Consider the following 25,261-nt stretch of genomic DNA (forward strand, 5'->3'; position numbering starts at 1 on the left):
CGGTGGCCGCTGCCGCGGAGGTCATCGCCCGCTACCCGCTCGGGCGGCAGCGCTCGGCCCTGCTGCCGCTGCTGCACCTGGTCCAGGCCGAGGAGGGCTGCGTCACCGCGGAGGGCATCGACTTCTGCGCCAAGCAGCTCGGCATCACGGCGGCCGAGGTCCAGGCCGTCGCGAGCTTCTACACGATGTACAAGCGCCGCCCGGTCGGCGACTGGCTGGTCTCCGTCTGCACGAACCTGTCCTGCTCGCTGGTGGGCGGCCAGGACGTGTACGACCGGCTGTCGAAGAAGCTCGGCGTCGGCCATGACCAGACCACCGCCGACGGCACGATCACGCTGGAGCACGCCGAGTGTCTGGCGGCCTGCGACTACGCCCCGGTCATGACCGTCAACTACGAGTTCTATGACGGCGTCGACACGGAGGCGGCCGAGGGCATCGTCGAGGCGCTGACCCGCGGTGAGCGGCCCGTGCCCACCCGGGGTGGCCCGCTGTGCACCTTCAAAGAGGTCTCCTACCAGCTCGCCGGGTTCGAGGACCCGCGGCCCGACGGCGTCGCCGGAACCGGGTTCCTGGAGCCGTCGGTCGTCGGGCTGACGGTCGCCGAGCAGACCGGCTGGCAGGGCGAGATCGCCGGGACGGTGCCGGTCGACGGTGCCGACACGACGACTCCGGCCGCTCCTGCCGACATGACGACTCCGGCCGCTCCTGCCGACATAACGACAAAGGGGGCGTGACGATGCCCGTCACCCCGGTTCTCACCGCGCACTGGAAGGTCCCCGGGATCTGGACCCTGGAGACCTACGTGGAGCACGGCGGCTACAGCTCGGTCCAGGCGGCGTTCGACCTCGGACCCGACGCGGTCATCAAGATGGTCAAGGACTCCGGCCTGCGCGGCCGGGGCGGCGCCGGCTTCCCGACCGGCATGAAGTGGAGCTTCATCCCGCAGGGCGACGGCAAGCCGCACTACCTGGTCGTGAACGCCGACGAGGGCGAGCCGGGCACCTGCAAGGACGCCCCGCTGATGATGACGGACCCGCACTCGCTGATCGAGGGGATCATCGTCGCCTCGTTCGCCGTCCGCGCGAACCGGGCGTTCGTCTACGTCCGTGGCGAGCTCGTGCACGCCGCCCGCCGGCTGCGCAACGCCGTGGCCGAGGCCTACCGGGCTGGCTACCTCGGGACGGACATCCTGGGCAGCGGCTTCGACCTCGACCTGGTGATCCACTCCGGCGCCGGCGCGTACATCTGCGGCGAGGAGACGGCGCTGCTCGACTCGCTGGAGGGCCGGCGCGGCCAGCCTCGGCTGCGCCCGCCGTTCCCGGCGACGCACGGCCTCTACAACTCGCCGACGGTCATCAACAACGTCGAGACGATCGCCTCGGTGCCGTTCATCGTCAAAAGCGGCGTCGAATGGTTCCGCTCGATGGGCACCGAGAAGTCACCGGGGCCGAAGATCTACAGCCTGTCCGGCCACGTCACCCGGCCGGGCCAGTACGAGGCCCCGATGGGCACCACGCTGCGCGAGCTGCTGGAGCTGGCCGGCGGGGTGCGCGGCGGCCGGGCGCTGAAGGCCTGGACCCCGGGCGGCTCGTCGACGCCGATGCTGACCGCCGAGCACCTCGACGTCCCGCTGGACTTCGACGGGGTGGCGGCGGCCGGCTCGCTGCTCGGCACGGCGGCCCTCATGATCATGGATGACACCGTCGACATGGTCCCGGTCGTCCGGCGGCTCACCCAGTTCTACGCCCACGAGTCCTGCGGGAAGTGCACCCCGTGCCGGGAGGGCACCACCTGGCTGGTGCAGATCCTGTCGCGGATGGAACGCGGCCAGGGCGACCCGCGAGACATCAACACCCTGACCGACGCGTGCGACAACATCTTCGGCCGGGCGTTCTGCGCGCTCGCCGACGGTGCCGTCTCGCCGATCGTGTCGGGCATCAAGCACTTCCCGGACGAGTTCGCCGCGGCCGCGACGCCGCGGGAGCAGGCCTCGTCGAGCAACGGCGTCGCGCCGGGCTCGAGGAGCACGCTGGCGGGAGCGCACTGATGGCAACCGCCGAGCTGGGAGCGTCAACACGCATGGGAGCGGCCTGAACATGACTGTCGCTACTGACGCGCCGGCGGGGCCGGGCGGAGCGCCCGCGCCCCCGCCCGACCACGTCACGCTGACCATCGACGGCCTGCCCGTCAGCGTCCCCAAGGGCACGCTGATCATCCGGGCAGCCGAGCTGCTGGGCATCGAGGTCCCGCGGTTCTGCGACCACCCGCTGCTCGACCCGGTCGGCGCCTGCCGGCAGTGCATCGTCGAGGTGGAGGGCCAGCGCAAGCCGGTCGCCTCCTGCACGACGACGGTGGCAGCGGACATGGTCGTCAAGACGCAGCTCACGTCGCCGGTCGCCAGCAAGGCGCAGGCCGGGACGATGGAGTTCCTGCTCCTCAACCACCCGCTGGACTGCCCGGTCTGCGACAAGGGCGGCGAGTGCCCCCTGCAGAACCAGGCGATGGCCAACGGGGGATCCGAGTCACGGTTCCAGGAGCAGAAGCGGACCTACCCGAAGCCGCTGGCCATCTCCTCGGAGATCCTGCTCGACCGGGAGCGCTGCGTGCTGTGCGCGCGCTGCACCCGGTTCTCCGAGCAGATCGCCGGCGACCCGTTCATCGAGCTGTTCGAGCGGGGCGCGGCCGAGCAGGTCGGCGTCGCGGCCGACGAGCCGTTCTCGTCCTACTTCTCCGGCAACACCGTGCAGATCTGCCCGGTCGGCGCGCTCACCTCCAGCGCCTACCGGTTCCGGTCCCGCCCGTTCGACCTGGTCTCCACGCCGACGTCCTGTGAGCACTGCGCCTCCGGCTGCTCGCTGCGCACCGACCACCGGCGCGGCACCGTGATGCGCCGGCTCGCCGGCGACGACGGCGCGGTGAACGAGGAGTGGAGCTGTGACAAGGGCCGGTTCGCGTTCGCCTACGCGCGGCAGGCCGACCGGCTGACCAGCCCGCTCATCCGGGATGACGCGACCGGCCAGCTCGTCGAGGCGAGCTGGAGCGAGGCCCTCGCCTACGCGGCCCGCGGCCTCGCCGAGACCCGGGACCGCTACGGCGTCGGGGTCCTCGCCGGTGGCCGGCTCACCCGCGAGGATGCCTACGCCTACGCGAAGTTCGCGCGGCTCGCCCTGCGGACCAACGACATCGACTTCCGGTCCCGGCCGCACTCGGCCGAGGAGGAGGCGTTCCTCGGGAACGCGGTCGCCGGCACCGGCATCGGCGTCACCTACGCCGACCTGGAGGCCGCGCCGACCGTCGTGCTGGTCGCCTTCGAACCGGAGGAGGAGTCGCCGATCGTCTTCCTGCGGCTGCGCAAGGCGGTCCGCAAGAATGGCACGGCTGTCTACGCCGTCGGCCCGGTGCCGACCCGGGCGCTCGGCAAGCTCGCCGGCACGCTGCTGCCGGCCGCGCCGGGCGGCGAGGCCGACCTGCTCACCGGCCTCGCCGGCGGGCGGCCGGGCCCGGCCGGGGAACTGGCCGGCGCCCTCGCCGAGGCGCTGCGCAAGCCCGGCTCGGTGATCCTGGTCGGCGAGCGGGCCGCCGAGTCGCCCGGCACCCTGACCGCGGCGCTGCGCCTGGCCGAGGCCACCGGCGCCGGCCTCGGCTGGGTGCCGCGCCGGGCCGGCGAGCGCGGGGCCCTCGCGGCCGGTGCGTTCCCCTCGTTGCTGCCCGGCGGCCGTCCGGTCGCTGACGCGGCCGCCCGGGCCGAGGTCGAGGCCGCCTGGGGCGCGAAGCTGCCCGGCGGGCCCGGCCGGAGCACCGCCGAGATCCTGGCCGACGCCGGCCTGGAGAACGCTGGTCTCGACGGCCTGGTCGTCGCCGGGGTGGACGTCGAGGACCTGCCCGACCCGGCGGCGGCGCTGGAGGCGCTCGCGACCGTGCCCTTCCTGGTCTCCCTTGAGATCCGCCGCTCGGCGATCTCCGAGGTGGCCGACGTGGTGCTGCCCGTCGCGCCGGTGGCCGAGAAGGCCGGCTCGTTCGTGGACTGGGAGGGCCGGCTGCGGCCGTTCCAGCGGGCGCTGGAGACCCCGGCCCTGCCCGACCTACGGGTGCTGCACCTGCTCGCGCAGCACATGGGCGTCGATCTGGGTGTGCCGGATGTCGGTGCCGCGGCCCGCGAGCTCGCCGCGCTCGGCCGGGCCAACGCTCAGACCAGCAATGGCCAGAAGCGGGCCGGCCGGGTACCGGCGCCGGCCGTCTCGGCGGCGGCGCCCGTTGTCCCGCCGGCTGGTTCGGCGCTGCTGGCCAGCTGGCACCAGCTGATCGACGACGGTGCGCTGCAGGCTGGCGAGCCGTACCTGGCCGGGACCGCCCGGCCGGCGCGGGCGCTGCTGTCCGCGGTGACCGCCGCCGAGATCGGCGCGACCGAAGGCGGGTCCGTCACGGTCAGCACCGACCGCGGCGCGATCACGCTCCCGCTGGAGGTCATCGACATGCCCGACCGGGTCGTCTGGGTGCCGGCCCACTCGCCGGGCTCGCACCTGCACCGGTCGCTGGCTGTGTCGGCGGGCGCCGTCGTCGCCATCGCCGCCGCCGAGGCCGCGCCGGCCACGTTGTCGACCACCCGCGAGACCGTCGCGGCGGGAGGTGCGGCATGAACTCCGCCCTCCTGGTCGCCGCCGGCTCGACCGGGGCCGACCCGGACCTGACCCGGTTCGGCACCGACCCGTTCTGGCTGGTCCTGATCAAGGGGGTCGCGGTCTTCGCGTTCCTCATGATCATGACGCTGTTCGGGATCGTGTTCGAGCGCAAGGTCGTCGCCCGGATGCAGGTCCGGCTCGGGCCGAACCGGCACGGGCCGAAGGGCTGGGGACAGAGCCTCCTCGACGGCATCAAGCTGATGCTGAAGGAGGACATCATCCCGGCGCTGGCCGACAAGCCGGTGTTCCTGCTGGCCCCGCTGGTGTCCGTCATCCCGGCGCTGATCGCGTTCGCGGTGATCCCGTTCGGGCCCGAGGTCTCGATCTTCGGCCACCACACGGTGCTGCAGCTGGCCGACCTGCCCGTCGGCGTGCTCTACCTGCTCTCCGCTGCCTCCATCGGGGTGTACGGGCTGATCCTGTCCGGCTGGTCGAGCGGCTCGACCTACCCGCTGCTCGGCTCGCTGCGCTCCGCCGCGCAGATCATCTCCTACGAGATCGCGATGGGCCTGGCCTTCGTCGCGGTGTTCATGTACTCCGGGACGCTGTCGACCTCGGGGATCGTCGAGCACCAGCGGCACATGTGGTATATCGCGCTGTTCCCGTCCTTCGTGATCTACATGATCTCGATGGTCGGCGAGACGAACCGGACGCCGTTCGACCTCCCCGAGGCCGAGGGCGAGCTGGTCGGTGGCTTCCTCACCGAGTACAGCTCGATCAAGTTCGCATTCTTCTACCTGGCCGAGTACGTAAACCTGGTAACGGTCTCCGCGGTCATGACGACGCTGTTCCTCGGTGGCTGGCAGCCGCCGCCGATCCCGGGGCTGTCGTCCCTGGACCACGGCTGGGTCCCGCTGATCTGGTTCATGATCAAACTTCTGTTGGTGATGTTCTTCTTCGTGTGGCTGCGCGGCACGCTGCCCCGGCTGCGTTACGACCAGTTCATGAGCTTCGGCTGGAAGATCCTTATCCCCGCCGGGTTGATCTGGGTGCTGCTCATCGCCGCGCTGCGCACCATCCGGGAGAGCAACACCTCTGACGCCCGGCCTTGGCTGATCGGTCTGGCCGTGATTCTGGGGCTGTTCGTCGTCGCCGAGTTCCTCTTCGGCGGGCGGAGTTCGTCCAATGACGACGACCTCGACGAGGAAGGCCCGCCGGGCCTGGAGAACATCCCGTGGCCCCCGTCGCCCGGCTCGCGGCGCGACGCCGTGGACATCGAGACGGGAGCGGCGAGAAACCCGGCCGTCATCCCTGCTGGCCCGCGCCAGCGTGAGGAGAGCTAGCCATGGGCTACTTCGATTTCTTCAAGGGCTTCGGTCTCACCTTCGGCAACATGTTCCGCAAGCCGGTGACGGAGTCCTACCCGGAGCAGAAGAAGCCGACCGCGCCCCGGTTCCACGGCCGTCACCAGCTCAACCGGCACCCGGACGGGCTGGAGAAGTGCGTCGGCTGTGAGCTGTGCGCCTGGGCCTGCCCGGCCGACGCCATCTACGTCGAGGGCGCCGACAACACCGACGAGGAGCGATTCTCGCCCGGCGAGCGGTACGGCAAGGTCTACCAGATCAACTATCTGCGCTGCATTCTGTGCGGACTGTGTATCGAGGCCTGCCCGACCAGGGCGCTGACGATGGGGAACGAGTACGAGCTCGCCGACGACAGCCGCAACGACCTGATCTTCACCAAGGAGCAGCTGCTCGCGCCGCTGCGGGAGGGGATGGCGGCGCCGCCCCACCCGATGTACCTCGGTGACAGCGAGACCGACTACTACCGCTGGGACCCGAACACACCGTTGCCCGCCTTCCAGGAACTGGCGCGCGACGGCGGGTCCGGTTCGGAGCACTGATGGGCCCGCAGTTGCTAGCCGCGGCGGCCCCGATCACCCATGTGGGGATCGGCGAGACGCTGACCTTCTGGATCATTGCCCCGATCGCGGTACTCGGGGCGCTGGGCATGGTCTTCGCCAAGAAGGCCGTGCACGGCGCGCTCATGCTGGTCGCCAACCTGTTCTGCGTGGCGGTCTGCTACCTGCTGCAGGACGCACCGTTCCTCGGCTTCGTGCAGATCGTGGTCTACACCGGCGCGATCATGGTGCTGTTCCTGTTCGTGCTGATGCTGATCGGCGTCGAGTCCAGCGAGTCGCTGGTCGAGACGCTGCGCGGGCAGCGGGTCGCGGCCGTCGTGCTCGGCCTCGGCTTCGCCGGCCTGCTGGTCTTCCCGCTCGGGAAGGCGATCAAGAACCAGCCGGCCGCCGGGCTCGCCTCGGTCAACCAGGCCGGTGGCGGCAACATCCACGCGATCGCTCGGCTGCTGTTCACGCAGTACGTGTTCGCCTTCGAGGCCGTCTCGGCGCTGCTGGTCATCGCCGCGGTCGGCGCGATGATCCTCGGCCATCGCGAGCGGACCGGTCCGAAGCCGTCGCAGAAGGAGACGCTGCGTCGGCGGATCGCCGAAGGCCGTGTGCTCACGCCGGTGCCGGGCCCGGGCGTGTACGCCCGCGCGGACTCCGCGGACCAGGCCCCGGCGCTGCCCGGCACGGACCGAGGCCTGGTCGGCGGCCCGCCGGCCGCGCCGACGCGCCTGCCGCCGGGTGAGGAACCACCTGGCGGTACCGGGCCTGGCAACGGCGCGACCGGGGGCGGCGGGCCCGAGGGCGCGACCGGACCCGGTGTCGCGGACGGGTCGGCGCCGGTTGGCGCCGGAAAGGGGAGCGGGCTGTGAACCCGGGGAACTACCTGATCCTGGCCGGGCTGCTGTTCGCGATCGGTGCGGTCGGCGTGCTGGTCCGGCGCAACGCCATCGTCGTGTTCATGTGCATCGAGCTGATGCTCAACGCGGTGAACCTGACGCTGGTGACCTTCTCCCGGATCAACGGCAACCTCGAGGGCCAGGTCATCGCCTTCTTCGTGATGGTGGTGGCCGCGGCCGAGGTCGTGATCGGCCTGGCGATCATTCTGGCGATCTTCCGAACGCGCAAGTCCGCGTCCGTCGACGACGTGAACCTGCTGAAGTACTGAGGCCCGTTGCACGCCGAGCTTCCGGGCTCGGCGGTACCGGGCGGCCGGCCACCCAGCGGGCCAGGCCCCCGGTCTCGGGCCCCTCCTGCCCTGAAGAACCGACGCAGTACGGAACAACGCCGTCCTGAGCCGCTAGCGAAGAACGGACCCACTTCAGTGACGCTGCTAGCCGAAAACCCGCCGTCCGCCGACGCGTCGGCGCGTCCCCTGGCCGACGCGCGATGAGCCCGGCTGCCCCGGCCCACGCTGTGCACTACGCCGCCGCGAGCGGTGCGTTCTCGCTGACCTGGCTGCTCATCGCCCTGCCGCTGGCCGGCGCGGCGATCCTGCTGCTCGGTGGCAGGCGCACCGACCAGTGGGGCCACCTGCTGGGCACGCTGGCGGCGGCCGCGAGCTTCGTCGTCGGTCTGGTGCTGTTCTTCTCGCTGCACAGCCGGGCCGGCGACCAGCGGGCCGTATCCCAGCACCTGTTCTCCTGGATTCCGGTCAATGGCTTCCAGGTCGACGTCGGCCTTCTCGTCGACCAGCTCTCCGTCGTCTTCGTGCTGCTGATCACCGGTGTGGGCACGCTGATTCACATCTACTCGGTCGGCTACATGGCGCACGACCCGGCCCGGCGGAAGTTCTTCGCCTACATGAACCTGTTCCTGGCCTCCATGCTGCTGCTGGTGCTCGGGAACAACTTCCTGGCGCTCTACGGCGGCTGGGAGCTGGTCGGGCTCTCGTCGTTCCTGCTCATCAAGTTCTGGGAGTACAAGCCGGCCGCGGCCACCGCGGCGAACAAGGCCTTCTACATGAACCGGGTCGGCGACGTCGGCCTGGCGCTGGCGATCATGTTCCTGTTCGCCACGCTCGGCTCGACGAACTACGACACGGTCTTCACCGCGGCCGCCGGGCATCTGATCAGCTACGGCACGATCACCGCGATCGCCCTGCTGCTCCTGCTCGGTGCCTGTGGCAAGTCCGGCCAGTTCCCGCTGCAGGCCTGGCTCCCGGACGCGATGGAGGGCCCGACCCCGATCTCCGCGCTCATCCACGCGGCGACGATGGTCACCGCCGGCGTCTACCTGATCGCCCGGTCGGCCCCGATCTTCAACGAGACCCACGCCGCCCGGACCGTCGTCCTCATCATCGGCGCGGTCACGATCATGATCGGCTGCATCATCGGCTGCGCGTACGACGACATCAAGAAGGTGCTCGCGTACTCGACGGTCAGCCAGATCGGCTACATGTTCCTGGCGGTCGGCCTGGGCCCGGCCGGCTACGCGCTGGGCATCATGCACCTGCTCGCGCACGGCTTCTTCAAGGCCGGCCTGTTCCTCGGCTCCGGCTCCGTCATCCACGCGATGGACGACGAGCAGGACATGCGCAGGTACGGCGGCCTGTGGAAGTACATGAAGGTCACCTGGGTGACGTTCGGCCTCGGCTACCTGGCCATCATCGGCTTCCCGCCGTTCTCCGGGTTCTTCACCAAGGACAAGATCATCGAGACGGCGTTCGACAAGGGCGGGACGTCCGGCTACGTGCTCGGGATCATCGCCCTGCTCGGCGCCGGGATCACCGCGTTCTACATGACCCGGCTGTTCCTGATGACCTTCCACGGCAAGGCGCGCTGGGAGCACGAAGGCAAGAACGCCAAGCACCCGCATGAGTCGCCGTTCACGATGACCGGGCCGATGATGCTGCTGGCCGTCGGGTCGGTCTTCGCCGGTGGCCTGTTCGTCCTGGGCAGCTCGATGCAGAACTGGCTCGCCCCGGTCGTCGGCGAGCACGGCGAGGCCGACCACACGCTGAACCCGGTCGTGCTGACCCTGCTGACGCTGGTCGTGATGCTCGGCGGTGTCGCGGGCGGGCTGCTGCGCTACCAGCTGCGCCCGGTGGACGCGGTCGCCAAGCCCGACGCGCAGGTCAGCCCGCTGACCGTGGCGGCCCGCCACGACCTCTACGCGAACACCTTCAACGAGGCCGCGTTCATGATCCCGGGCAACTTCCTGGTCCGGTTCCTGGTCTGGTTCGACAAGATCATCATCGATGGCGCGGTGGGCGGGACCGCCGCCGGCATCGGTGGGCTGTCCGGCCGGTTGAGGCGCACCCAGACCGGCTACGTCCGGACCTACGCACTTTCGATGTTGGGAGGCGCGATCCTCGTGATCGGGGCCCTGCTGCTGGTGAGGGCGGGCTGACATGCACACCGCTCCCTGGCTGACAATTCTGCTTGCCATCCCGCTCGTCGGCGCGATCGTCGTCGCCCTGATCCCGAAGACCGCCGGCACGCTCGCCAAGCAGCTCACGCTGGCGCTGACGCTGGTCGAGCTGGTCATCGCGGTGATCGCGACGGCCGCCTACCGGCCGAACGTCCCCGGCTTCCAGTTCACGCAGCAGTACGACTGGATCAAGCAGTTCGGAGTGTCGTACTCGGTCGGTGCCGACGGCATCTCGATCGTGCTGATCCTGCTCGCCGCGGTGCTGGTGCCCGTCGTCGTGCTGGCCAGCTGGCACGAGTCCGAGGAGGGCAAGCGCTCGGTCCCGGCGTTCTTCGCCCTGCTGCTGGCCCTGGAGGCCGGCATGGTCGGCGTCTTCGCCGCGACCGACGTCTTCCTGTTCTATGTCTTCTTCGAGGCGATGCTCATCCCGATGTACTTCCTCATCGGGAGCTACGGGGCGCCGAAGGAGCAGACGCAGCGTGCGTACGCGGCCGTGAAGTTCCTGCTGTACAGCCTGTTCGGCGGCCTGCTGATGCTCGCCGCGGTCATCGGGCTCTACGTCGTCTCCGTGCACCAGCTCGGCCACGGGACGTTCGACTTCGCCACGCTGCGCCAGCTGAAGATCGACCCGACCACGCAGAAGTGGCTGTTCCTCGGCTTCTTCCTCGCGTTCGCGATCAAGGCGCCGCTGTTCCCGTTCCACACCTGGCTGCCGGACGCCGGCGCCCAGTCGCCGACCGGGGGCGCGGTGCTGCTCGTCGGCGTGCTCGACAAGGTCGGCACCTTCGGCCTGATCCGGTACTGCATCCCGCTGTTCCCGGACGCGGCGGACTACTTCGCCCCCCTGGTGCTGGCCCTAGCGGTGATCGGAATCTTCTACGGCGCGCTGCTCGCGATCGGGCAGCGGGACATGAAGCGCCTGGTCTCCTACACCTCGCTGGCTCACTTCGGCTTCATCGCGCTGGGCTGCTTCGCCTTCACCTCGCAGGCCGGCGTCGGCGCGGTCCTCTACATGGTCAACCACGGTCTCTCCACCGGCCTGCTGTTCCTGGTGGTCGGCTTCCTGGTGGCCCGCCGGGGCAGCCGTGACGTCGACGCCTACGGCGGCATGGCCAAGGTGACGCCGGTGCTGGCCGGGGTGTTCCTCATCGGCGGCCTTTCGTCGCTCGCGCTGCCCGGCCTGAACAGCTTCGTCTCCGAGTTCCTCGTCCTGGTCGGCACCTTCACCCGCTACCGGGCGCTGGCGATCGTCGCGACGTGCGGCATCGTGCTGGCCGCGATCTACGTCCTGAACCTCTACAAGCGCACGATGACCGGCCCGGTGACGCAGGAGAACTCGCTGCTCACCGACCTGTCGGTGCGCGAGAAGCTCGTGGTCGCGCCGATCATCGCGCTGATCATCGCCCTCGGGGTCTACCCCAAGCCGTTGATCGACATCATCCGCCCGTCGGTGACCGCCACGTTCACCGACGTCGGCCATCACGACCCGGCACCGACCACTCCGGTCGCCGGCGCGAGCACCACCGGAGGCCACTCGTGAGCGCCCTCTCTGTCGTCACGGCCGCCGCGCCGGTAACAATCCCGCCGCTCCAGGTCCCGTCGGTCGAGTACTCCTCGATCAGCCCGGTCCTGGTCGTGCTCGGGCTCGCGTTCGTCGGCATCCTGGTCGAGGCGTTCACCGCGGCGTCCACCCGTCGGACGCTGCAGCCGGTACTGGCCTTCCTCGGCTTCCTGGTGGCGTTCATCGCCGTCGTCCTGCTGCACGCGCGCCGCGCGACCCTGGTGGCCGGCGCGCTGGCCATCGACGGGCCGACGCTGTTCCTGGAGGGCACGATCCTGCTGTTCGCCCTCCTGGCCGTGCTGCTCGTCGCCGAGCGGCGGCTGGACTCCACCGGCGGCGCCATCGTCGCCCAGGCCTCGGTGACTCCCGGCGCGGCCGGCTCCAACGCGCTGCAGACCTCCCAGGACGTCCAGACCGAGGTCTACCCGCTGATGGCCTTCTCGGTCTCCGGCATGCTGATGTTCGTCCAGTCGAACAACCTGTTGGTGATGTTCGTCGCGCTGGAGATCCTCTCGCTGCCGCTCTACCTGCTCGCGGGCCTCGCCCGCCGCCGCCGGCTGCTCTCGCAGGAGGCGGCGCTGAAGTACTTCCTGCTCGGCGCGTTCTCGTCGGCCTTCTTCCTCTACGGCCTGGCGATGATCTACGGCTACGCCAGCACCGTGAACCTCGGCGGCATCGCGACGGCGGCGAGCGCCGTCGGTAAGAACGACACGTACCTGTACTTCGGGATCGGCCTGCTCGCCGTCGGGTTCTTCTTCAAGATCGGCGCGGCGCCGTTCCACTCGTGGACGCCGGACGTGTACCAGGGCTCGCCGACGCCGATCACCGCGTTCATGGCGGCCGGCACGAAGGTCGCGGCCTTCGGCGGCCTGCTGCGCGTGTTCTACGTCGCCTTCGGCGGCCTGCGCTGGGACTGGCGGCCGATCGTCTGGGCCGTGGCTATTCTCACAATGGTCGTCGGCGCCGTTCTCGCGCTGACCCAGCGTGACATCAAGCGGATGCTCGCCTACTCGGCGATCGCCCACGCCGGCTTCCTGCTCGTCGGCCTGGCCGGCACGAACACCGACGGCCTGTCCGGCTCGATGTTCTACCTCGTCACCTACGGCTTCACAACGATCGCCGCGTTCGGCGTCGTCTCGCTGGTACGCACCAGCGACGGTGAGGCAAGCGACCTGTCCCAGTGGCAGGGGCTGGGCCGGACATCGCCGCTGCTGGCGGGCATCTTCGCCTTCCTGCTGCTCGCGCTCGCGGGCATCCCGCTGACGAGCGGCTTCACCGGCAAGTTCGCCGTCTTCCAGGCGGCGATCGCGGGCAACGCGGCCGGGCTCGTGGTCATTGCCCTGGTCTGCAGCGCCATCGCCGCGTTCTTCTACGTCCGGGTGATCGTGCTGATGTTCTTCTCGAACCCGCCGGCCGACGGCCCGGTCGTGGTGACGCGGCCCACGCTAACCTACGCGACGGTCGGTGTCGGAACCCTGCTGACACTGCTCCTCGGCGTCGCGCCGCAGCCTTTGTTGGACCTCGCTAGTCACGCGGCGGCCTCAGGCTTCGTACGCTGATGGCGGTATGAGCGTAACCGGGCTGGACACCATGGGGATCAGGGCCGACCCTGATCTCGAAATCGCCGTGCGAGCGGGTCTCACGGGCGTGGAGCGCGTGCTGCGCGACGCGATCCGCAGCGAGTTCGCGTTCGTCACGGAGGCGTCGCGACATCTCACCGATGCGGGCGGAAAACGATTCCGCCCCATGGTGGTGCTGCTCGCGGCGCACTTCGCCGACCCGGCCGCGCCGGAGGTGATCCAGGCCGCGGCCGCCATCGAGCTGACCCACCTGTCGACCCTGTACCACGACGACGTGATGGACGAGGCCCCGCTGCGCCGCGGGGCCGCGTCCGCGAACGCCCGATGGACGAACACGGTGGCGATCCTCGTCGGCGACTACCTGTTCGCCAGGGCCTCGGAGATCACCGCCGATCTCGGCCCGGAGGCGACCAGGATCCTCGCGCAGACGATCGCGACCCTCTGCGAGGGCCAGATCCGCGAGACCGTGGGGCCGATGCCGGACGACGACCCGGTCGAGCACTACCTGCGGGTCGTCACGGGCAAGACCGCGTCGCTGATCGCCGCCTCCGGCCGGCTCGGGGCGATGATGAGCGGCGCGGACCCCGTCACGGCCGACATCCTCGCCACCTTCGGCGAGCGCATCGGGGTCTGCTTCCAGCTCTCCGACGACCTCATCGACGTCTCGTCGGCCACCGCGGACTCCGGCAAGACCCCGGGGACCGACCTGCGGGCCGGCGTCCTGACGCTGCCGGTGCTCTACACACTGCGCACCCGGGACAAGGCTTCCGACCGGCTGCGCGAGCTGGTGGCGGCCGGCTTCTCCTCCGACGCGTCCGTCGACGAGGCGCTTGAGATCCTGCGCGGGCACCCGGGGATGGACGAGGCCCGGGCCGAGCTGCGTGCCTGGGCCGCCCGCGCCCGCGACTGCCTCGGTCCGCTCTCTGAGGGCTCGGCGCGGACCGCCCTGGAGAGCCTCACGGACTTCGTCATCGCCCGGACCGGCTGAGGCCCTCAGCCACCAACCTCAGAACAGCGGAAGTGCCCGGCTCCGAGTCACTCGGAGCCGGGCCCCTACCCGATTGCCGGCGTTGCTCGCCGCCCGGCGCGATGACCCGTGGGGGGTCAGAGCCCGCGCCGGGCGGTCTGGACTGGCCTAGACGAACCTGCCGATGACCGCGTGGTCGTTCGCCGGATGGTCGGCACTGGTCACCACGAACGGGTCGGTCGACCGGTAGGTGGTGCTGGTGGCCGTCACCGACGAACTCGGGCTCGGGGCCGCCGACGCGTGCGGGGTGGAGTCGGAACTGGTCGACGAGGCGCTCGGCGAGTCCGACCCCGACGGCGTCGTGGCGGACCCGCTGGGGCTTGTCGAGCCCGACGGGCTCGGCGTGCCGGACGAGTCGGGCGACGTGGACGGGTCCGGCGAGGTCGACGGGCTCGGCGTGCCGGTGCCCATGATGTCGCCCAGGTCGAGGCCGCCGATCCCGAGCCAGCCGCCCAGGGTGCCCGCCGTGCTCCCGCCGGTGCTGGCGCTGGGGCCGGTTCCCGTGCCGTCGAGCGACGACGCGTCGGCGCTGGCCGTCGCGTCCGGCGCGGCGGCCGTCGCCGGGTCCGGCGAGGTGACCGTCGGGTTGAGCGGCCCGGCGGCGTTGACGTAGCCACCGTCGCCGTAGACCACGCCGTCGGTGAGGTCGCTGTAGGTGGATGCGGCGTCGGTCTCGGCGGGCGCCGCGGCGGTCGTCTGGCGGCTGCTGGCCCTGCCGCCGGGCGCGGTCGGGGTCAGGTGCGGCCCCTCGCCCATCGTCCCGCCACCCGCGGAGGCGACGTCGGTGGAGTCACTCGTCGGCCACTGGCCCGTCGCCGTGCCGCCAGAGCCGGGCTTGATCGTCAGGGAGCCGGTGTCAGTCGCCATGACGGCGGTGCCGACGAGCGCCGAGAGCCCGGCGAGCGAGGCGGTGCTGGCGATCGCGAGCCGGGCCCGGGCGCTGCCCGGACGACCGGCCGGCGCCCGGTGCGCGCCCGGCGTCCGCTGCCCGCCGTCGGGCCGCTCCGCGCGCTCGGTCCGGGGTCGCCCGTCACCAGGCGCGGTGTGACCACGTGTCGTGCGGCCTCCACCGGCATGGGAGCCACCAGCGCGGGACTCGACGACGGTCCCGTTGGCGTGGTCGGCGCCTGCCCGGCTGGGCAGGCCGGTGCCGCGCGCCGCCAGCGTCGCGGCCCACGACCGCGACACGAGCTGGTCCTCGTGACCGGCGTAGCGGTCGTGCGAGTAGCTGTCGTAGTCCGAGTACCCGCCGGCCGTCGCCCCGGATCCGGGGTATCCCCCGGTGGTCCGGCAACGGTCCTGGTAGTCGTCATAGCCGTGGCCGGGCTGGCCGTGGCCCTGGCCCGACGGAGCGCGGTACTGCTGCTCCTGGGCGGCAACCGCCTCGATGCGCCGGATCGCGCCCGGTGTCGACGGCGGGCCCGACCTCGGGTCGAACTCGCCAGGCGGCGGGACCGGCGGGGCCGGAGTCCGTCTCGGCGGCGCGGCCGGCCGAGAGGCCTGTGCGACCACGGCGACGTGACCGCGAACAGGCGGCCAGCCGTCTTCTGCCGCGTACGCCTCGCTGGCTCGGCAGTCGGTGAAGTAAGGGCTGCTACCCACGTCGACTCCCGGCGGATGCCAGGCCACGAGCCGACGGGTTGCTACGCCCGGCGGCCGCCTCGTGGTGTCGGAAGTTGTGACTGTGCACGGAGCCTCCGGCTTGGTTCGGTGTGTGACCCCCCCGGGCAACACCGCACGTACCCCCACGCGCACTCATGACCATACCGGACATCGATCACGAATCCACACCCACCCCGGTCAGGGGCCGCCGACCATCCGCATAACGGCGGGCCCAACGACCGAAGACCGGCCCGACGGCAGGATCAGGTGTGCGCCGCGACGGGCGGGGTGGCCGGTGTCGGGGCCACCGGTGTGAGGACCAGCTGGGCCGCCCCGCCCGAGCCGCTGCCCGCCGTGCCCAAGGCGGCCCCGAGCGCGCCACCCGGCGACATCGAGTGCGTGGCGGGGGCGCCGCTGCGGGTCAGCGCGAACACCGGGAACGGGTACGACTTCGCCGACCCCTGCCCGCCAACGGCGAACGTGGGGGTCGCGTCCGGGCTGGTCGAGCTTCCGCCGTCCACGAGGTGCAGCACCACGGCGGTGGCGATCGCGACGATCACGACGCCGAGGGCCGCGACCGCCGCGAGCTGGCGCCGACGCCGTAGCCGGGCCCGGCGGACGCCGTGCTTGACCGGCGGAGCGCTCGGGGCGGCCTTCCCGCCGTCGACGGCGGGCTTGGTGCCGGTCGCCGAAGCCGGCTTCGTGACCCGGTGCTGGGCCACCGGGTCACGAGGGGTGCCGACCGGGCGCGCGGCCGGCCGCGCCGCCAGCGACTCGCGGAAGGCTGTGATCGGGATGGCGCTGGTGTCGGAGGGCGCGAAGCCACCGCTGGCGACATCCGTCGGCGGCGGCTGGTAGTAGGCCGAGAAATCAGGCGCGGCGGGCTGGGCCGGGCCGGGGTACGGACCGGTCGCCGCCGGCGGCTGCGCGTAGCGCGCCTGCTGGGCGTCGGCAGCCGGCTGCCATGGGTCGCCTGTAGGACGCGGCTGGCCCAGGTCGCCGGGGCGAAGCACCTCCTGGCCGTAGGCGCCGAGTGTCAGCGGGTCCTGATAGGGCGCCGCGGGGAACGTCCCGGCCTGGTAGGCCGGTGCCGGGTACTGGCCCGTGGGGTACTGGGCTGTCGAAGCGGGCTGGTCGACGGGGTACTGGGCCGGCGGGTACGCGGGCTGCGCGTACTGCTCGGTCGCCGGGTACCGGGCCTCCGGGGCCTGCTCCACCGGGAAGCCGGTCGTCGGGTACTGGGTCGTCGGGTACTGGCCTGCTGGGTACTGCGCTGCCGGGAACCGGCCCGGCTCGGGTGGCAGCGACTCGCGGAAGGCCGTGATCGGGATGGCGCTGGTGGCGTCGGTCGGCATGAAACCGGCGCCCGCGTCTGTCGGCGGCGGGTAGGCCGGCGGCTGTGGGTAGCCGGCGGGGTAAGCGGGGGGCGCGAGTGGCTGGTCCCAGGGGGTCGGCTGAGCTGGCTGTCGCCAGGGCGAGGCCGCCGGCGGTCCGTAGCCGGGATCCGGCTGCTCGAACCAGTTCGCCCAGTTCTCGCCCGCTGGCGGCCCGGTCGGCCCGCCGGGAGCCGGCTCGACGCCGGGCGGGTAGGGCGGTTGCGCACCGGCGGGCAGATATCCGCGCGGCCCGGCCGACTGGTACGGATCCAGCGGGCCGCCGGGGCCGCCCGCTGCCGACGGGTCGTCCGTCGGGTCACGGTACGGCGTCTGCAGATACAGCGGGCCGAGCGGGATCGGGCTGGTGTCGCTGGGCGTGAAACCGCCGTCAACCTCCGCCGGCGAGTACGGGAACCCGTAGCCACCGGTCTGCTGGGCCTGGCCTGGCCAGCGCGGGTCGGGCTCGTGGCCGGCGTCGACCGGGCCAGCGGGCTCGGCCCGGTTGCCATCCATCGCCGCAGGAGCCTCCGCGTTCCAGGACGTCGAACATGTCGTCAACGCCGGGGATCTTGGGCGGGGGACTCGGTCCGGGTGCTCCAGCTGCGCCCCGACGTTTTTCCCACCTCACCCGTTGCGTCTGGAACGGGCGTAGCTCTGACCTTACTGCCCGCCGTCGGGCCGGAACCGGACGGGGCGGAAGAGTTGTGCGGGACGGGCGTGGGGGAGACCACCCCACCTGCGTCGCGTCGGGGCCTGGTGGTCGGGCCTGCTCCGAAAGACCACAGAGCGCACACCCCTCGGTGTGCGCCCTGTGGTCTGACTGCTGTCGGGCCTGCTAGATGGTCCAGGTCTCCTTGCCGGCGATCATCTTCATCAGGTCGCCCGCACCCTGGCGCTCCTTGGCCCGGCCGATCTGAGCGTTGAGCTCCTCGTCGTAGCTGGGCACGTCGACGTCACGGAAGACCCCGATCGGGGTGACACCGTGGCTGTCGCCGGTCAGCCGGGACAGCGCGAACTGCTGGCTCGGGTCGGCAGCGTGCGCGTCGTGCAGCAGGACGCCCGGGTCGCCGGCGGCGCAGACCTCCAGCGAGCCGTCGGCGGCCCGACGGACCGCCTTGCCACCGTCGGCGCCGAAGGTGAGCCGCTCACCCTGGCGCAGCCGCAGCGTCACGTCGTCCCTGGTGTCCCGGTCCTTCATGGTGTCGAAGGCGCCGTCGTTGAAGATGTTGCAGTTCTGGAAGATCTCCACGAACGCGGCGCCGGGGTGCTCGGCCGCGGCCCGCAGCACCGAGGTGAGGTGCTGGCGGTCCGAGTCGACGGAGCGGGCCACGAAGGTCGCCTCCGCGCCGATCGTCAGCGACGTCGGGTTGTACGGCCGGTCGAGTGAGCCGTGCGGCGTCGACTTGGTGATCTTGCCGACTTCGGAGGTCGGCGAGTACTGGCCCTTGGTCAGGCCGTAGATCCGGTTGTTGAACATCAGGATCTTGATGTTCACGTTCCTGCGCAGCGCGTGCAACAGGTGGTTACCACCGATCGACAGTGAGTCGCCGTCGCCGGTGATGACCCACACCGACAGGTCGGGACGCGAGGTCGCCAGGCCGGTCGCGATCGCCGGCGCGCGGCCGTGGATCGAGTGCATCCCGTAGGTGTTCAGGTAGTACGGGAAGCGCGACGAGCAGCCGATGCCGGAGATGAAGACGACGTTCTCGCGGGCAATCCCGAGCTCGGGCAGGAAGCCCTGCACGGTCGAGAGGATGGCGTAGTCACCGCAGCCGGGGCACCAGCGGACCTCCTGGTCCGAGGCGAAGTCCTTGCGGCTCAGCGGGATGGTCGTCGCCGGGACGAGGTCGAGCAGCCGGTTGGTCACCCGGCCGTCGCCAACCTTGCCGGTGGTGGTGACGGTCACTGGTTGATCACATCCTCGAGAACGCCGGCCAGCTCAGCCGCCTTGAACGGCATGCCCCGGACCTGGTTGTAGCCGATCGCGTCGACCAGAAACTCCGCCCGTACCAGCATCCGCAGCTGGCCGAGGTTCATCTCCGGCACCAGCACCCGGTCGTAGGACCGCAGTACCTCGCCGGTGTTGGCCGGGAACGGGTTGAGGTGACGCAGGTGCGCCTGGGCGACCTGCAGGCCCTTCGCGCGCACCCGGCGGACCGCCGCGGCGATCGGGCCGTACGTCGAGCCCCAGCCGAGCACCAGCACGCGGGCCGAGCCGGACGGGTCGTCGACCTCCAGCGGCTCGATGTCGGCGGCGATGCCGTCGACCTTCGCCTGGCGCAGCCGGATCATCTTGTCGTGGTTGGCCGAGTCGTAGGAGATCGTGCCCGAGCCGTCGGCCTTCTCCAGACCGCCGATCCGGTGCTCCAGACCCGCCGTGCCCGGAACCGCCCACGGACGGGCCAGCGTCTGCGGGTCGCGCAGGTACGGCCAGAACTCGCCGTCGTGGTTCGGCTCGGTGGTGAACTCGACCGTCAGGTCGGGCAGCTCCTCGCGGGTCGGCAGCAGCCACGGCTCGGAGCCGTTGGCGAGGTAGCCGTCCGAGAGCAGGAAGACCGGCGTGCGGTACTTGGTCGCGATCCGGGCCGCCTCGATCGCGGCGTGGAAGCAGTCCGACGGGGACCGCGGCGCGATGATCGGCACCGGCGCCTCGCCGTTGCGGCCGAACATGGCCTGCAGCAGGTCGGCCTGCTCGGTCTTGGTCGGCAGGCCGGTCGACGGGCCGCCGCGCTGGATGTCGACGATCACCAGCGGCAGCTCGAGGCTGACCGCGAGGCCGATCGTCTCCGACTTCAGCGCCACGCCGGGGCCGGACGTGGTGGTGATGCCGAGCGAGCCACCGAACGACGCGCCCAGCGCCGCGCCGATGCCGGCGATCTCGTCCTCGGCCTGGAACGTGCGGACGCCGAACTGCTTGTGCTTGCTCAGCTCGTGCAGGATGTCCGACGCCGGGGTGATCGGGTAGCTGCCCAGGAACAGGTCCAGGCCGGTGAGCTCGCCGGCGGCGATCAGGCCGTACGACAGGGCCAGGTTGCCGGAGACCCGCCGGTACAGACCGGACCGCATCCGGGCCGGCGCGACCTCGTAGGTCACCGAGAACGACTCGGTCGTCTCGCCGTAGTTGAAGCCGGCGCGCAGGGCGGCGATGTTCGCCGCGGCAATCTCCGGCCGCTTGCCGAACTTGGTCTGGAGGAACTCCTCCGTGCCCACGGTCGACCGGTTGTACAGCCAGCTCATGAGGCCGAGGGCGAACATGTTCTTCGCCCGCTCGGCCTCCTTCTTGTTGACCGAGCCGGCGACGCCTTCGGTGGCGTTGACCGCGTTGATGGTCATTGAGGTCAGCGGGACCCGGTGGACGCGGTACTTGTCCAGCGTGCCGTCGGTCAGCGGGTCCGTCGCATAGCCGGCCTTCTTCAGGTTTCCACCGGTGAAGGCGTCGGTATTGACGATGAGGTCACCGCCCGGCGGCAGGTCCTTCAGGTACGCCTTCAAAGCGGCCGGGTTCATCGCCACGAGGACGTCGGGCGCGTCACCCGGCGTCAGAATGTCGTGGTCGGAAAAATGCAGCTGGAAACCGGACACACCGGCCGGTGAACCGGCTGGTGCACGGATTTCGGCGGGAAAGTCCGGGAGCGTCGACAGGTCGTTACCGAAAACGGCCGTCTCGCTCGTGAACTGCTCGCCGGTGAGCTGCATACCGTCGCCGGAGTCGCCGGCGAACCGCACGACGACCCGGTCGAGCTGGCGAGTCTCCCTGCCTGCTCCCTGCGCCCGGACCTGCTCGCGGACCTGCTCAGACACCTTCAGTAACCTCCTCAGGTACCGGGCCAGCCTACCTGTCGGCCCATTTGGGCGCGCGCACAGCGGCGCCTGCGCCGCCGAGTGGTGAGCCGTCCGGCACGCCTGGTGGCACCTACTTGTCGGTAGTCATATCACGCTACGTGTCCGGGCCATCTCTAGCGGTCGTGCGGCCCGGACATCCTTCGATCTGATGGGGCCCGGCGCGCTTCATGTGCCGGTCAACCTGGCATCTCGACGATCGAATTTCCGCGCTCCGGCCGGCGGATTGCCTGCGATGTCGGGTATTTGTCGCCGACGGGGTGGGGGCCTGCCTCTTCCCAGTGTCGCTGAGGACCGCATTCGGCTGTCCGGCGGTGGCGACTTCATCCCGATGACGTCGCCCACACTGTGTGGGATTGGCCACCATGCCGGTTCCGGTGCCGTCTCTGTCGCTTCAGTCGGACTGTGGACTGTGGACTGTGGGCCCGGGTCACGGCGACTCGGCTGTGGCCGCGCCCGGATGCCCGGTTGGCGTCGTCGAACGGCCGTGCGGCCGGGGCGCGGCAGCCGGGGCGGGACAATCGGCGGGTGCAGCTGGACGTGGGTCTGGACGTAGGTGTCGTCGGGTTCGGGCGGGCCGGAGCCGCCGTCGCCGTGGCTCTCGCGGACGCGGGACATCGGCTCGCCGGAGTGTCGGTGCGCTCCACAGCGGCGGCCGAACGGGCCAGCCGCTGGCTACCCGCCGCCGAGCTGCTGTCGGCCGCCGAGCTCGCCGCCCGGGTCGACGTGCTGGTCCTCGCGGTCTCGGACGATGCCCTCGGCCCGGCCGCCGCCGCCGTCGCCCAGCCCGGTGGGCCAGGCGGCCCACGGCCTGGGACGGTCGTCGTCCACCTCAGCGGTCGGCACGGGCTCGGGCCGTTGACCCCGGTCGTCGCGCGCGGCGCGTCCCGGGCCGCCGTCCACCCGATCATGAGCCTCGCCGGGCTCGACCCGGCCGCCGATGCGGGCCGGCTGAGGGGCACGACGTTCGGGGTCACGGCCGACCCGGCCGCCTGGCCGGTCGCCCGCCAGCTGGTCGACAGCGTCGGCGGGCGGACGGTCGAGATCGCGGAGGAGGCGCGCACCACCTACCACGCGGCGATCGTCCTGGGCGCAAACTATCTGGCCGCCCTCGCCGGCGCCGCGGCCGACCTGTTGACCGCCGTCGGCCTCGACGACGCCCGGGCGGCCCTGGCGCCGCTGCTGCGGGTCTCGCTCGACAACGCGCTGCGGGACGGCGACGCGGCGACCACCGGCCCGGTCCGCCGGGGAGACGCCGGCACGGTCGACGCCCACCTGGCGGCGCTGCTCGCCGCCGACCCGACCGTCGTCCCGGCCTACGTCACCCTCGCCCGGTTGGCGGCCACGCGGCTGGAGGCGGCTGATCTCCTGGCTGCCCCGGCCGCGGCCGCCTTGCGCGCGGTCCTGGACAGCGCGCAGGGCGCCTGACGAGATGCGAACAGGAGGTGGACCTGCGCAGGATGCACGACGGGAGCCGGCCCAGGGCCGACCCCGGCGGCCTGCGGACCGGGAGCCCGTCGCTAGCCGGGTGCCGGGTGTGCCGGGGGTCCGGTCCTGGCCAGGCGGGTCGGCGGGCGCCCTGCCGGTACGGCAGCCGACATCTGGGGCAGGCCTGGTTGTCTCCGGGCGATCGGGGCATCACGGACCCTTGTGCACGGACGGGAACGCCGGCCGGCACCGTCGGCGTTGAAGCGGTTGCAACCATCTGACACGACAGGACAACGGGACGCCATGTCTCACCTCAACGGTCTCAAGACCGCCTTGCTGCTCGGCGCGCTGTCGGCCGCGATCCTCGCGGTGGGGGCTATTTTCGGCCGAGGCGGGCTGATCATCGCTCTCTGCATCGCCGTCCTGATGAACGGATTCTCCTACTTCTTCTCCGACAAGCTCGCGTTGCGAGCAATGCGGGCCTACCCGGTCAGCCAGGTCGAACAGCCGCGTCTCTATGCGATCGTCCGCGATCTCGCGACCCGCGCCCGCATGCCGATGCCACGGCTTTACGTGAGCCCCACCAGCGCACCGAACGCGTTCGCGACCGGCCGCAACCCGAAAAACGCCGCGGTGTGCTGCACCGAGGGAATCCTGGAGCTGATGGATGACCGTGAGCTCCGCGGCGTCCTCGGCCACGAGCTAAGCCATGTGCACAACCGCGACATCCTGATCGCGTCGGTCGCCGGGGCGCTTGCCAGCGTCATCGTCTACCTGGCCAACCTGGCCCAGTTCGCGGCCTTCTTCGGCGGCCGGGATGAGGACGGCCCCGGCATGTTCGAGCTGCTCCTGCTGATCATCCTGGGCCCGATCGCGGCGACGATCATCCAGCTGGCCATCAGCAGGGCTCGTGAGTACCAGGCCGACGAGTCCGGGGCGACGTTGACCGGCGACCCGATCGGCCTCGCGAACGCGCTGCGCAAGCTCGAGTCGGGTACGGCGGCCCGGCCGCTCGCGCAGAGCTCGCGGCTCGCCCCGGTCTCGGCGCTGATGATCGCGAACCCGTTCCGGGCCGGTGGCGTGACCCAGCTCTTCTCGACCCACCCGCCGATGGACCAGCGGATCACACGGCTGGAGGAACTCGCCCGGCTGAACCCGTACCGCTGACCGGGACACGAGCCACCAGCGGCGAACGTCGGCCGACAACCGGCGAGGGGTGCGTCGGTCCGGGCTGTCTGGATAAGGCTGGAGATGAGGGCACCCCGCCCGTGGGGGGATGCGGGCGGGGTGCTTTCGACGGAGCTCGGGGGGTGCTCCGCCGGGTCTGTTGGCCTCGAAGGATCAGCCTCGCAACGGACTTACCCCAATTTCGAGCCAACAATCACGGTATGTATGACCGATCTGGGCGCTGAAGGGCGACGGTCCGTGTCCCCAGCTCAGGGCTTCCTGACGGACGCGGAGCACAGGGTGGCGGGGTGTGCTCAGCGGTAGTTGACGAACTGCAGTGCGACCTCGAAGTCCTCGGTCTTCAGGAGCTGGATCACGGCCTGCAGGTCATCGCGCTTCTTGCCGGAGACGCGCAGCTGGTCGCCCTGGATCTGCGCCTGGACGCCCTTCGGGCCCTCGGCCCGGATCTTCTTGGCGATCGCCTTGGCCTTCTCGTCGGCGATGCCCTGGGTCACCGTGACCGACAGCCTGAACTCCTTGCCGGCCTGCTTGGGCTCGTCGTACTGCAGCGTCTTCAGTGAGATGCCGCGCTTGACGAACTTCTCCTGAAGCACGTCCAGCACGGCCTTGACTCGCTCCTCGCTGTTCGCGGTCAGCGAAATCGAGTCGCCGGAGTGCGTCGCGGACGCCCCGGTGTCCCGGAAGTCGAAGCGATTCTTGATCTCCTTGGCGGTCTGGTTGACCGCGTTGTCGATCTCTTGGGTGTCCACCTTGCTCACGATGTCGAACGAGGGGTCCGCCACGGCGAGGAGCCTCCTGTCAAGGTCGAGTCGAGAGAGCGCGGGCCGCCGCCCGCAAGGTCAGAGCCGCGGGCGGTGCGCCACACCCCGGCCGCGCCCCCGCCGGGACCGGTATGCTCTCCGAGGACACGGCAGGTTGCCCGAGTGGCCAAAGGGAACGGTCTGTAAAACCGTCGGCTCAGCCTACGTTGGTTCGAACCCAACACCTGCCACCACCCCCGATCTTCTGCAACGCAGCAGGTCACAGGCCCCGGATCGCCCTCCGGGGCCTTTTTCGTGCGCCCGGACGGTCCCGGCCGATCACGGCCGTTCCCGGTTGGCCGTGCAACATACGTGCACGCGATCATGACCCCGGCTCCAGCGCCAACATGCCTCGATCCGTCGGCGGGCCGTGACGTCATCGCCGTCCACGCACTTCGCGTAGACCCGATGCAGGACGGCCACGCTGTGCCCCGCCCACTCGGCGACCTGCTGAGGTGGAACCCCGGCGTTCAGCCAGCCCGACAGGCAGGCATGCCGTAGGTCGTAGACCCGTCGCGCGAGCGGCCCGGTCGCCTGGGTGGGAGTCAGCGCCGCTGTCCGGGCCGCCGCCCAGGTCCGGCCCACGACCGAGTCGGACAGGTCCCCGCCGCGCATCCCGGGAAACAGCCGGCCGTCCGGCGCGTACCCGAAGTCGGCGATGTGCCTGCGCAGGATCACGACCAGCGGCGGGCAGGCCGGCACGGGTCGGGTGTCCCCAACGGCCCCGGTGCTTCAGCTGCCGCGCGGGGGCCAGGTCATCGGCCGCGCGCTCGTCCAGCCAGCCGCTCGCGGTCGCCGGCCGGGAAAGCGCCAGGCGCAGCACGCCCCACTGATCGGTCGCGTCCTCGGCGGGGAGCTCCACCGTGTCGCGGTCGAGTCCCGCGATCTCGCCCGGGCGGCACCCGGCGTAGTAGGCCACCGCGAAGAACGCGGCCAGGCGCCGTCCTGCCTCGCCCAGCTCG

At 71.1% G+C, this 25,261-nt stretch carries 19 protein-coding genes and 1 tRNA gene; 14 read left to right on the forward strand and 6 right to left on the reverse strand.

What is annotated here, in order from left to right; translation table 11 throughout:
- Positions 1-2 precede the first annotated feature (2 nt).
- The 11 genes from nuoE to FRADC12_RS17265 all read left to right on the forward strand — a co-directional run bounded on the left by nuoE (position 3) and on the right by FRADC12_RS17265 (position 14,026).
- The gene (nuoE, locus tag FRADC12_RS17215; protein WP_045877417.1) at positions 3-734 is read left to right on the forward strand and encodes an NADH-quinone oxidoreductase subunit NuoE; all 732 of its coding nucleotides are present in this window, start codon (positions 3-5) and stop codon (positions 732-734) included.
- A 2-nt stretch (positions 735-736) separates the two neighbouring features.
- Positions 737-2,047, forward strand: a complete 1,311-nt coding sequence (gene nuoF, locus FRADC12_RS17220) for an NADH-quinone oxidoreductase subunit NuoF (protein ID WP_045879755.1) — start codon at positions 737-739, stop codon at positions 2,045-2,047.
- Between the two features lie 49 nt (positions 2,048-2,096).
- Entirely contained in the window at positions 2,097-4,637 is a 2,541-nt protein-coding gene (locus FRADC12_RS17225; protein ID WP_045877418.1) for an NADH-quinone oxidoreductase subunit G, read from the forward strand.
- Positions 4,634-5,962 (forward strand): NADH-quinone oxidoreductase subunit NuoH, encoded by a 1,329-nt coding sequence (nuoH, locus tag FRADC12_RS17230; protein ID WP_045877419.1) that lies wholly within the window; start codon positions 4,634-4,636, stop codon positions 5,960-5,962. The genes FRADC12_RS17225 and nuoH overlap by 4 nt, the downstream gene beginning before the upstream one ends.
- Positions 5,963-5,964: 2 nt before the next feature.
- A complete protein-coding gene (gene nuoI, locus FRADC12_RS17235) occupies positions 5,965-6,522 on the forward strand; it encodes an NADH-quinone oxidoreductase subunit NuoI (RefSeq protein WP_045877420.1) in 558 nt (185 codons plus the stop codon).
- On the forward strand, positions 6,522-7,397 hold the full coding sequence (locus FRADC12_RS17240) for an NADH-quinone oxidoreductase subunit J (RefSeq protein WP_045877421.1): 876 nt from the start codon (positions 6,522-6,524) through the stop codon (positions 7,395-7,397). Before nuoI ends, FRADC12_RS17240 begins: the two co-directional genes overlap by 1 nt.
- Positions 7,394-7,693: an NADH-quinone oxidoreductase subunit NuoK gene (nuoK, locus tag FRADC12_RS17245; protein ID WP_045877422.1), complete on the forward strand. Its 300-nt coding sequence runs from the start codon at positions 7,394-7,396 to the stop codon at positions 7,691-7,693. The genes FRADC12_RS17240 and nuoK overlap by 4 nt, the downstream gene beginning before the upstream one ends.
- 221 nt (positions 7,694-7,914) lie before the next feature.
- Positions 7,915-9,876, forward strand: a complete 1,962-nt coding sequence (gene nuoL / locus FRADC12_RS17250) for an NADH-quinone oxidoreductase subunit L (RefSeq protein ID WP_045877423.1) — start codon at positions 7,915-7,917, stop codon at positions 9,874-9,876.
- Between the two features lies 1 nt (position 9,877).
- On the forward strand, positions 9,878-11,437 hold the full coding sequence (locus FRADC12_RS17255; RefSeq protein WP_045877424.1) for an NADH-quinone oxidoreductase subunit M: 1,560 nt from the start codon (positions 9,878-9,880) through the stop codon (positions 11,435-11,437).
- 38 nt (positions 11,438-11,475) lie between these two features.
- Complete coding sequence (gene nuoN, locus FRADC12_RS17260) at positions 11,476-13,017, forward strand: NADH-quinone oxidoreductase subunit NuoN (protein ID WP_157489145.1); 1,542 nt, start codon at positions 11,476-11,478, stop codon at positions 13,015-13,017.
- Between the two features lie 7 nt (positions 13,018-13,024).
- The gene (locus FRADC12_RS17265) at positions 13,025-14,026 is read left to right on the forward strand and encodes a polyprenyl synthetase family protein (protein WP_045877426.1); all 1,002 of its coding nucleotides are present in this window, start codon (positions 13,025-13,027) and stop codon (positions 14,024-14,026) included.
- A gap of 147 nt (positions 14,027-14,173) precedes the next feature.
- Here FRADC12_RS17265 and FRADC12_RS17270 read toward each other — a convergent pair whose 3' ends face one another.
- The 4 genes from FRADC12_RS17270 to FRADC12_RS17285 form a co-directional block, all read right to left on the reverse strand.
- On the reverse strand, positions 14,174-15,667 hold the full coding sequence (locus FRADC12_RS17270) for a hypothetical protein (RefSeq protein ID WP_157488905.1): 1,494 nt from the start codon (positions 15,665-15,667) through the stop codon (positions 14,174-14,176).
- Between the two features lie 263 nt (positions 15,668-15,930).
- Complete coding sequence (locus tag FRADC12_RS17275; RefSeq protein ID WP_045877428.1) at positions 15,931-17,556, reverse strand: hypothetical protein; 1,626 nt, start codon at positions 17,554-17,556, stop codon at positions 15,931-15,933.
- A gap of 322 nt (positions 17,557-17,878) precedes the next feature.
- Positions 17,879-18,949 carry a 2-oxoacid:ferredoxin oxidoreductase subunit beta gene (locus FRADC12_RS17280; protein ID WP_045877429.1) on the reverse strand — a complete coding sequence of 357 codons (1,071 nt, stop codon included), beginning with the start codon at positions 18,947-18,949 and terminating at the stop codon, positions 17,879-17,881.
- Positions 18,946-20,844 carry a 2-oxoacid:acceptor oxidoreductase subunit alpha gene (locus tag FRADC12_RS17285; protein ID WP_045877430.1) on the reverse strand — a complete coding sequence of 633 codons (1,899 nt, stop codon included), beginning with the start codon at positions 20,842-20,844 and terminating at the stop codon, positions 18,946-18,948. The genes FRADC12_RS17280 and FRADC12_RS17285 overlap by 4 nt, the downstream gene beginning before the upstream one ends.
- Before the next feature lie 567 nt (positions 20,845-21,411).
- Between FRADC12_RS17285 and FRADC12_RS17290 the strand changes: the two genes are divergently transcribed.
- Both FRADC12_RS17290 and htpX read left to right on the forward strand, forming a co-directional pair.
- Complete coding sequence (locus FRADC12_RS17290) at positions 21,412-22,311, forward strand: Rossmann-like and DUF2520 domain-containing protein (RefSeq protein WP_232303859.1); 900 nt, start codon at positions 21,412-21,414, stop codon at positions 22,309-22,311.
- A gap of 303 nt (positions 22,312-22,614) precedes the next feature.
- Complete coding sequence (gene htpX, locus FRADC12_RS17295; RefSeq protein WP_045877431.1) at positions 22,615-23,478, forward strand: zinc metalloprotease HtpX; 864 nt, start codon at positions 22,615-22,617, stop codon at positions 23,476-23,478.
- A gap of 314 nt (positions 23,479-23,792) precedes the next feature.
- On the opposite strand, the gene FRADC12_RS17300 is transcribed toward htpX, so the two are convergent.
- On the reverse strand, positions 23,793-24,281 hold the full coding sequence (locus FRADC12_RS17300) for a YajQ family cyclic di-GMP-binding protein (protein WP_045877432.1): 489 nt from the start codon (positions 24,279-24,281) through the stop codon (positions 23,793-23,795).
- Between the two features lie 127 nt (positions 24,282-24,408).
- Between FRADC12_RS17300 and FRADC12_RS17305 the strand changes: the two genes are divergently transcribed.
- Positions 24,409-24,493, forward strand: a tRNA-Tyr gene (locus FRADC12_RS17305).
- Positions 24,494-24,578: 85 nt separating this feature from the next.
- On the opposite strand, the gene FRADC12_RS31470 is transcribed toward FRADC12_RS17305, so the two are convergent.
- On the reverse strand, positions 24,579-25,001 hold the full coding sequence (locus tag FRADC12_RS31470; protein ID WP_157488906.1) for a site-specific integrase: 423 nt from the start codon (positions 24,999-25,001) through the stop codon (positions 24,579-24,581).
- Positions 25,002-25,261 lie beyond the last annotated feature (260 nt).

Source organism: Pseudofrankia sp. DC12 (assembly GCF_000966285.1).
GTDB lineage: Bacteria > Actinomycetota > Actinomycetes > Frankiales > Frankiaceae > Pseudofrankia.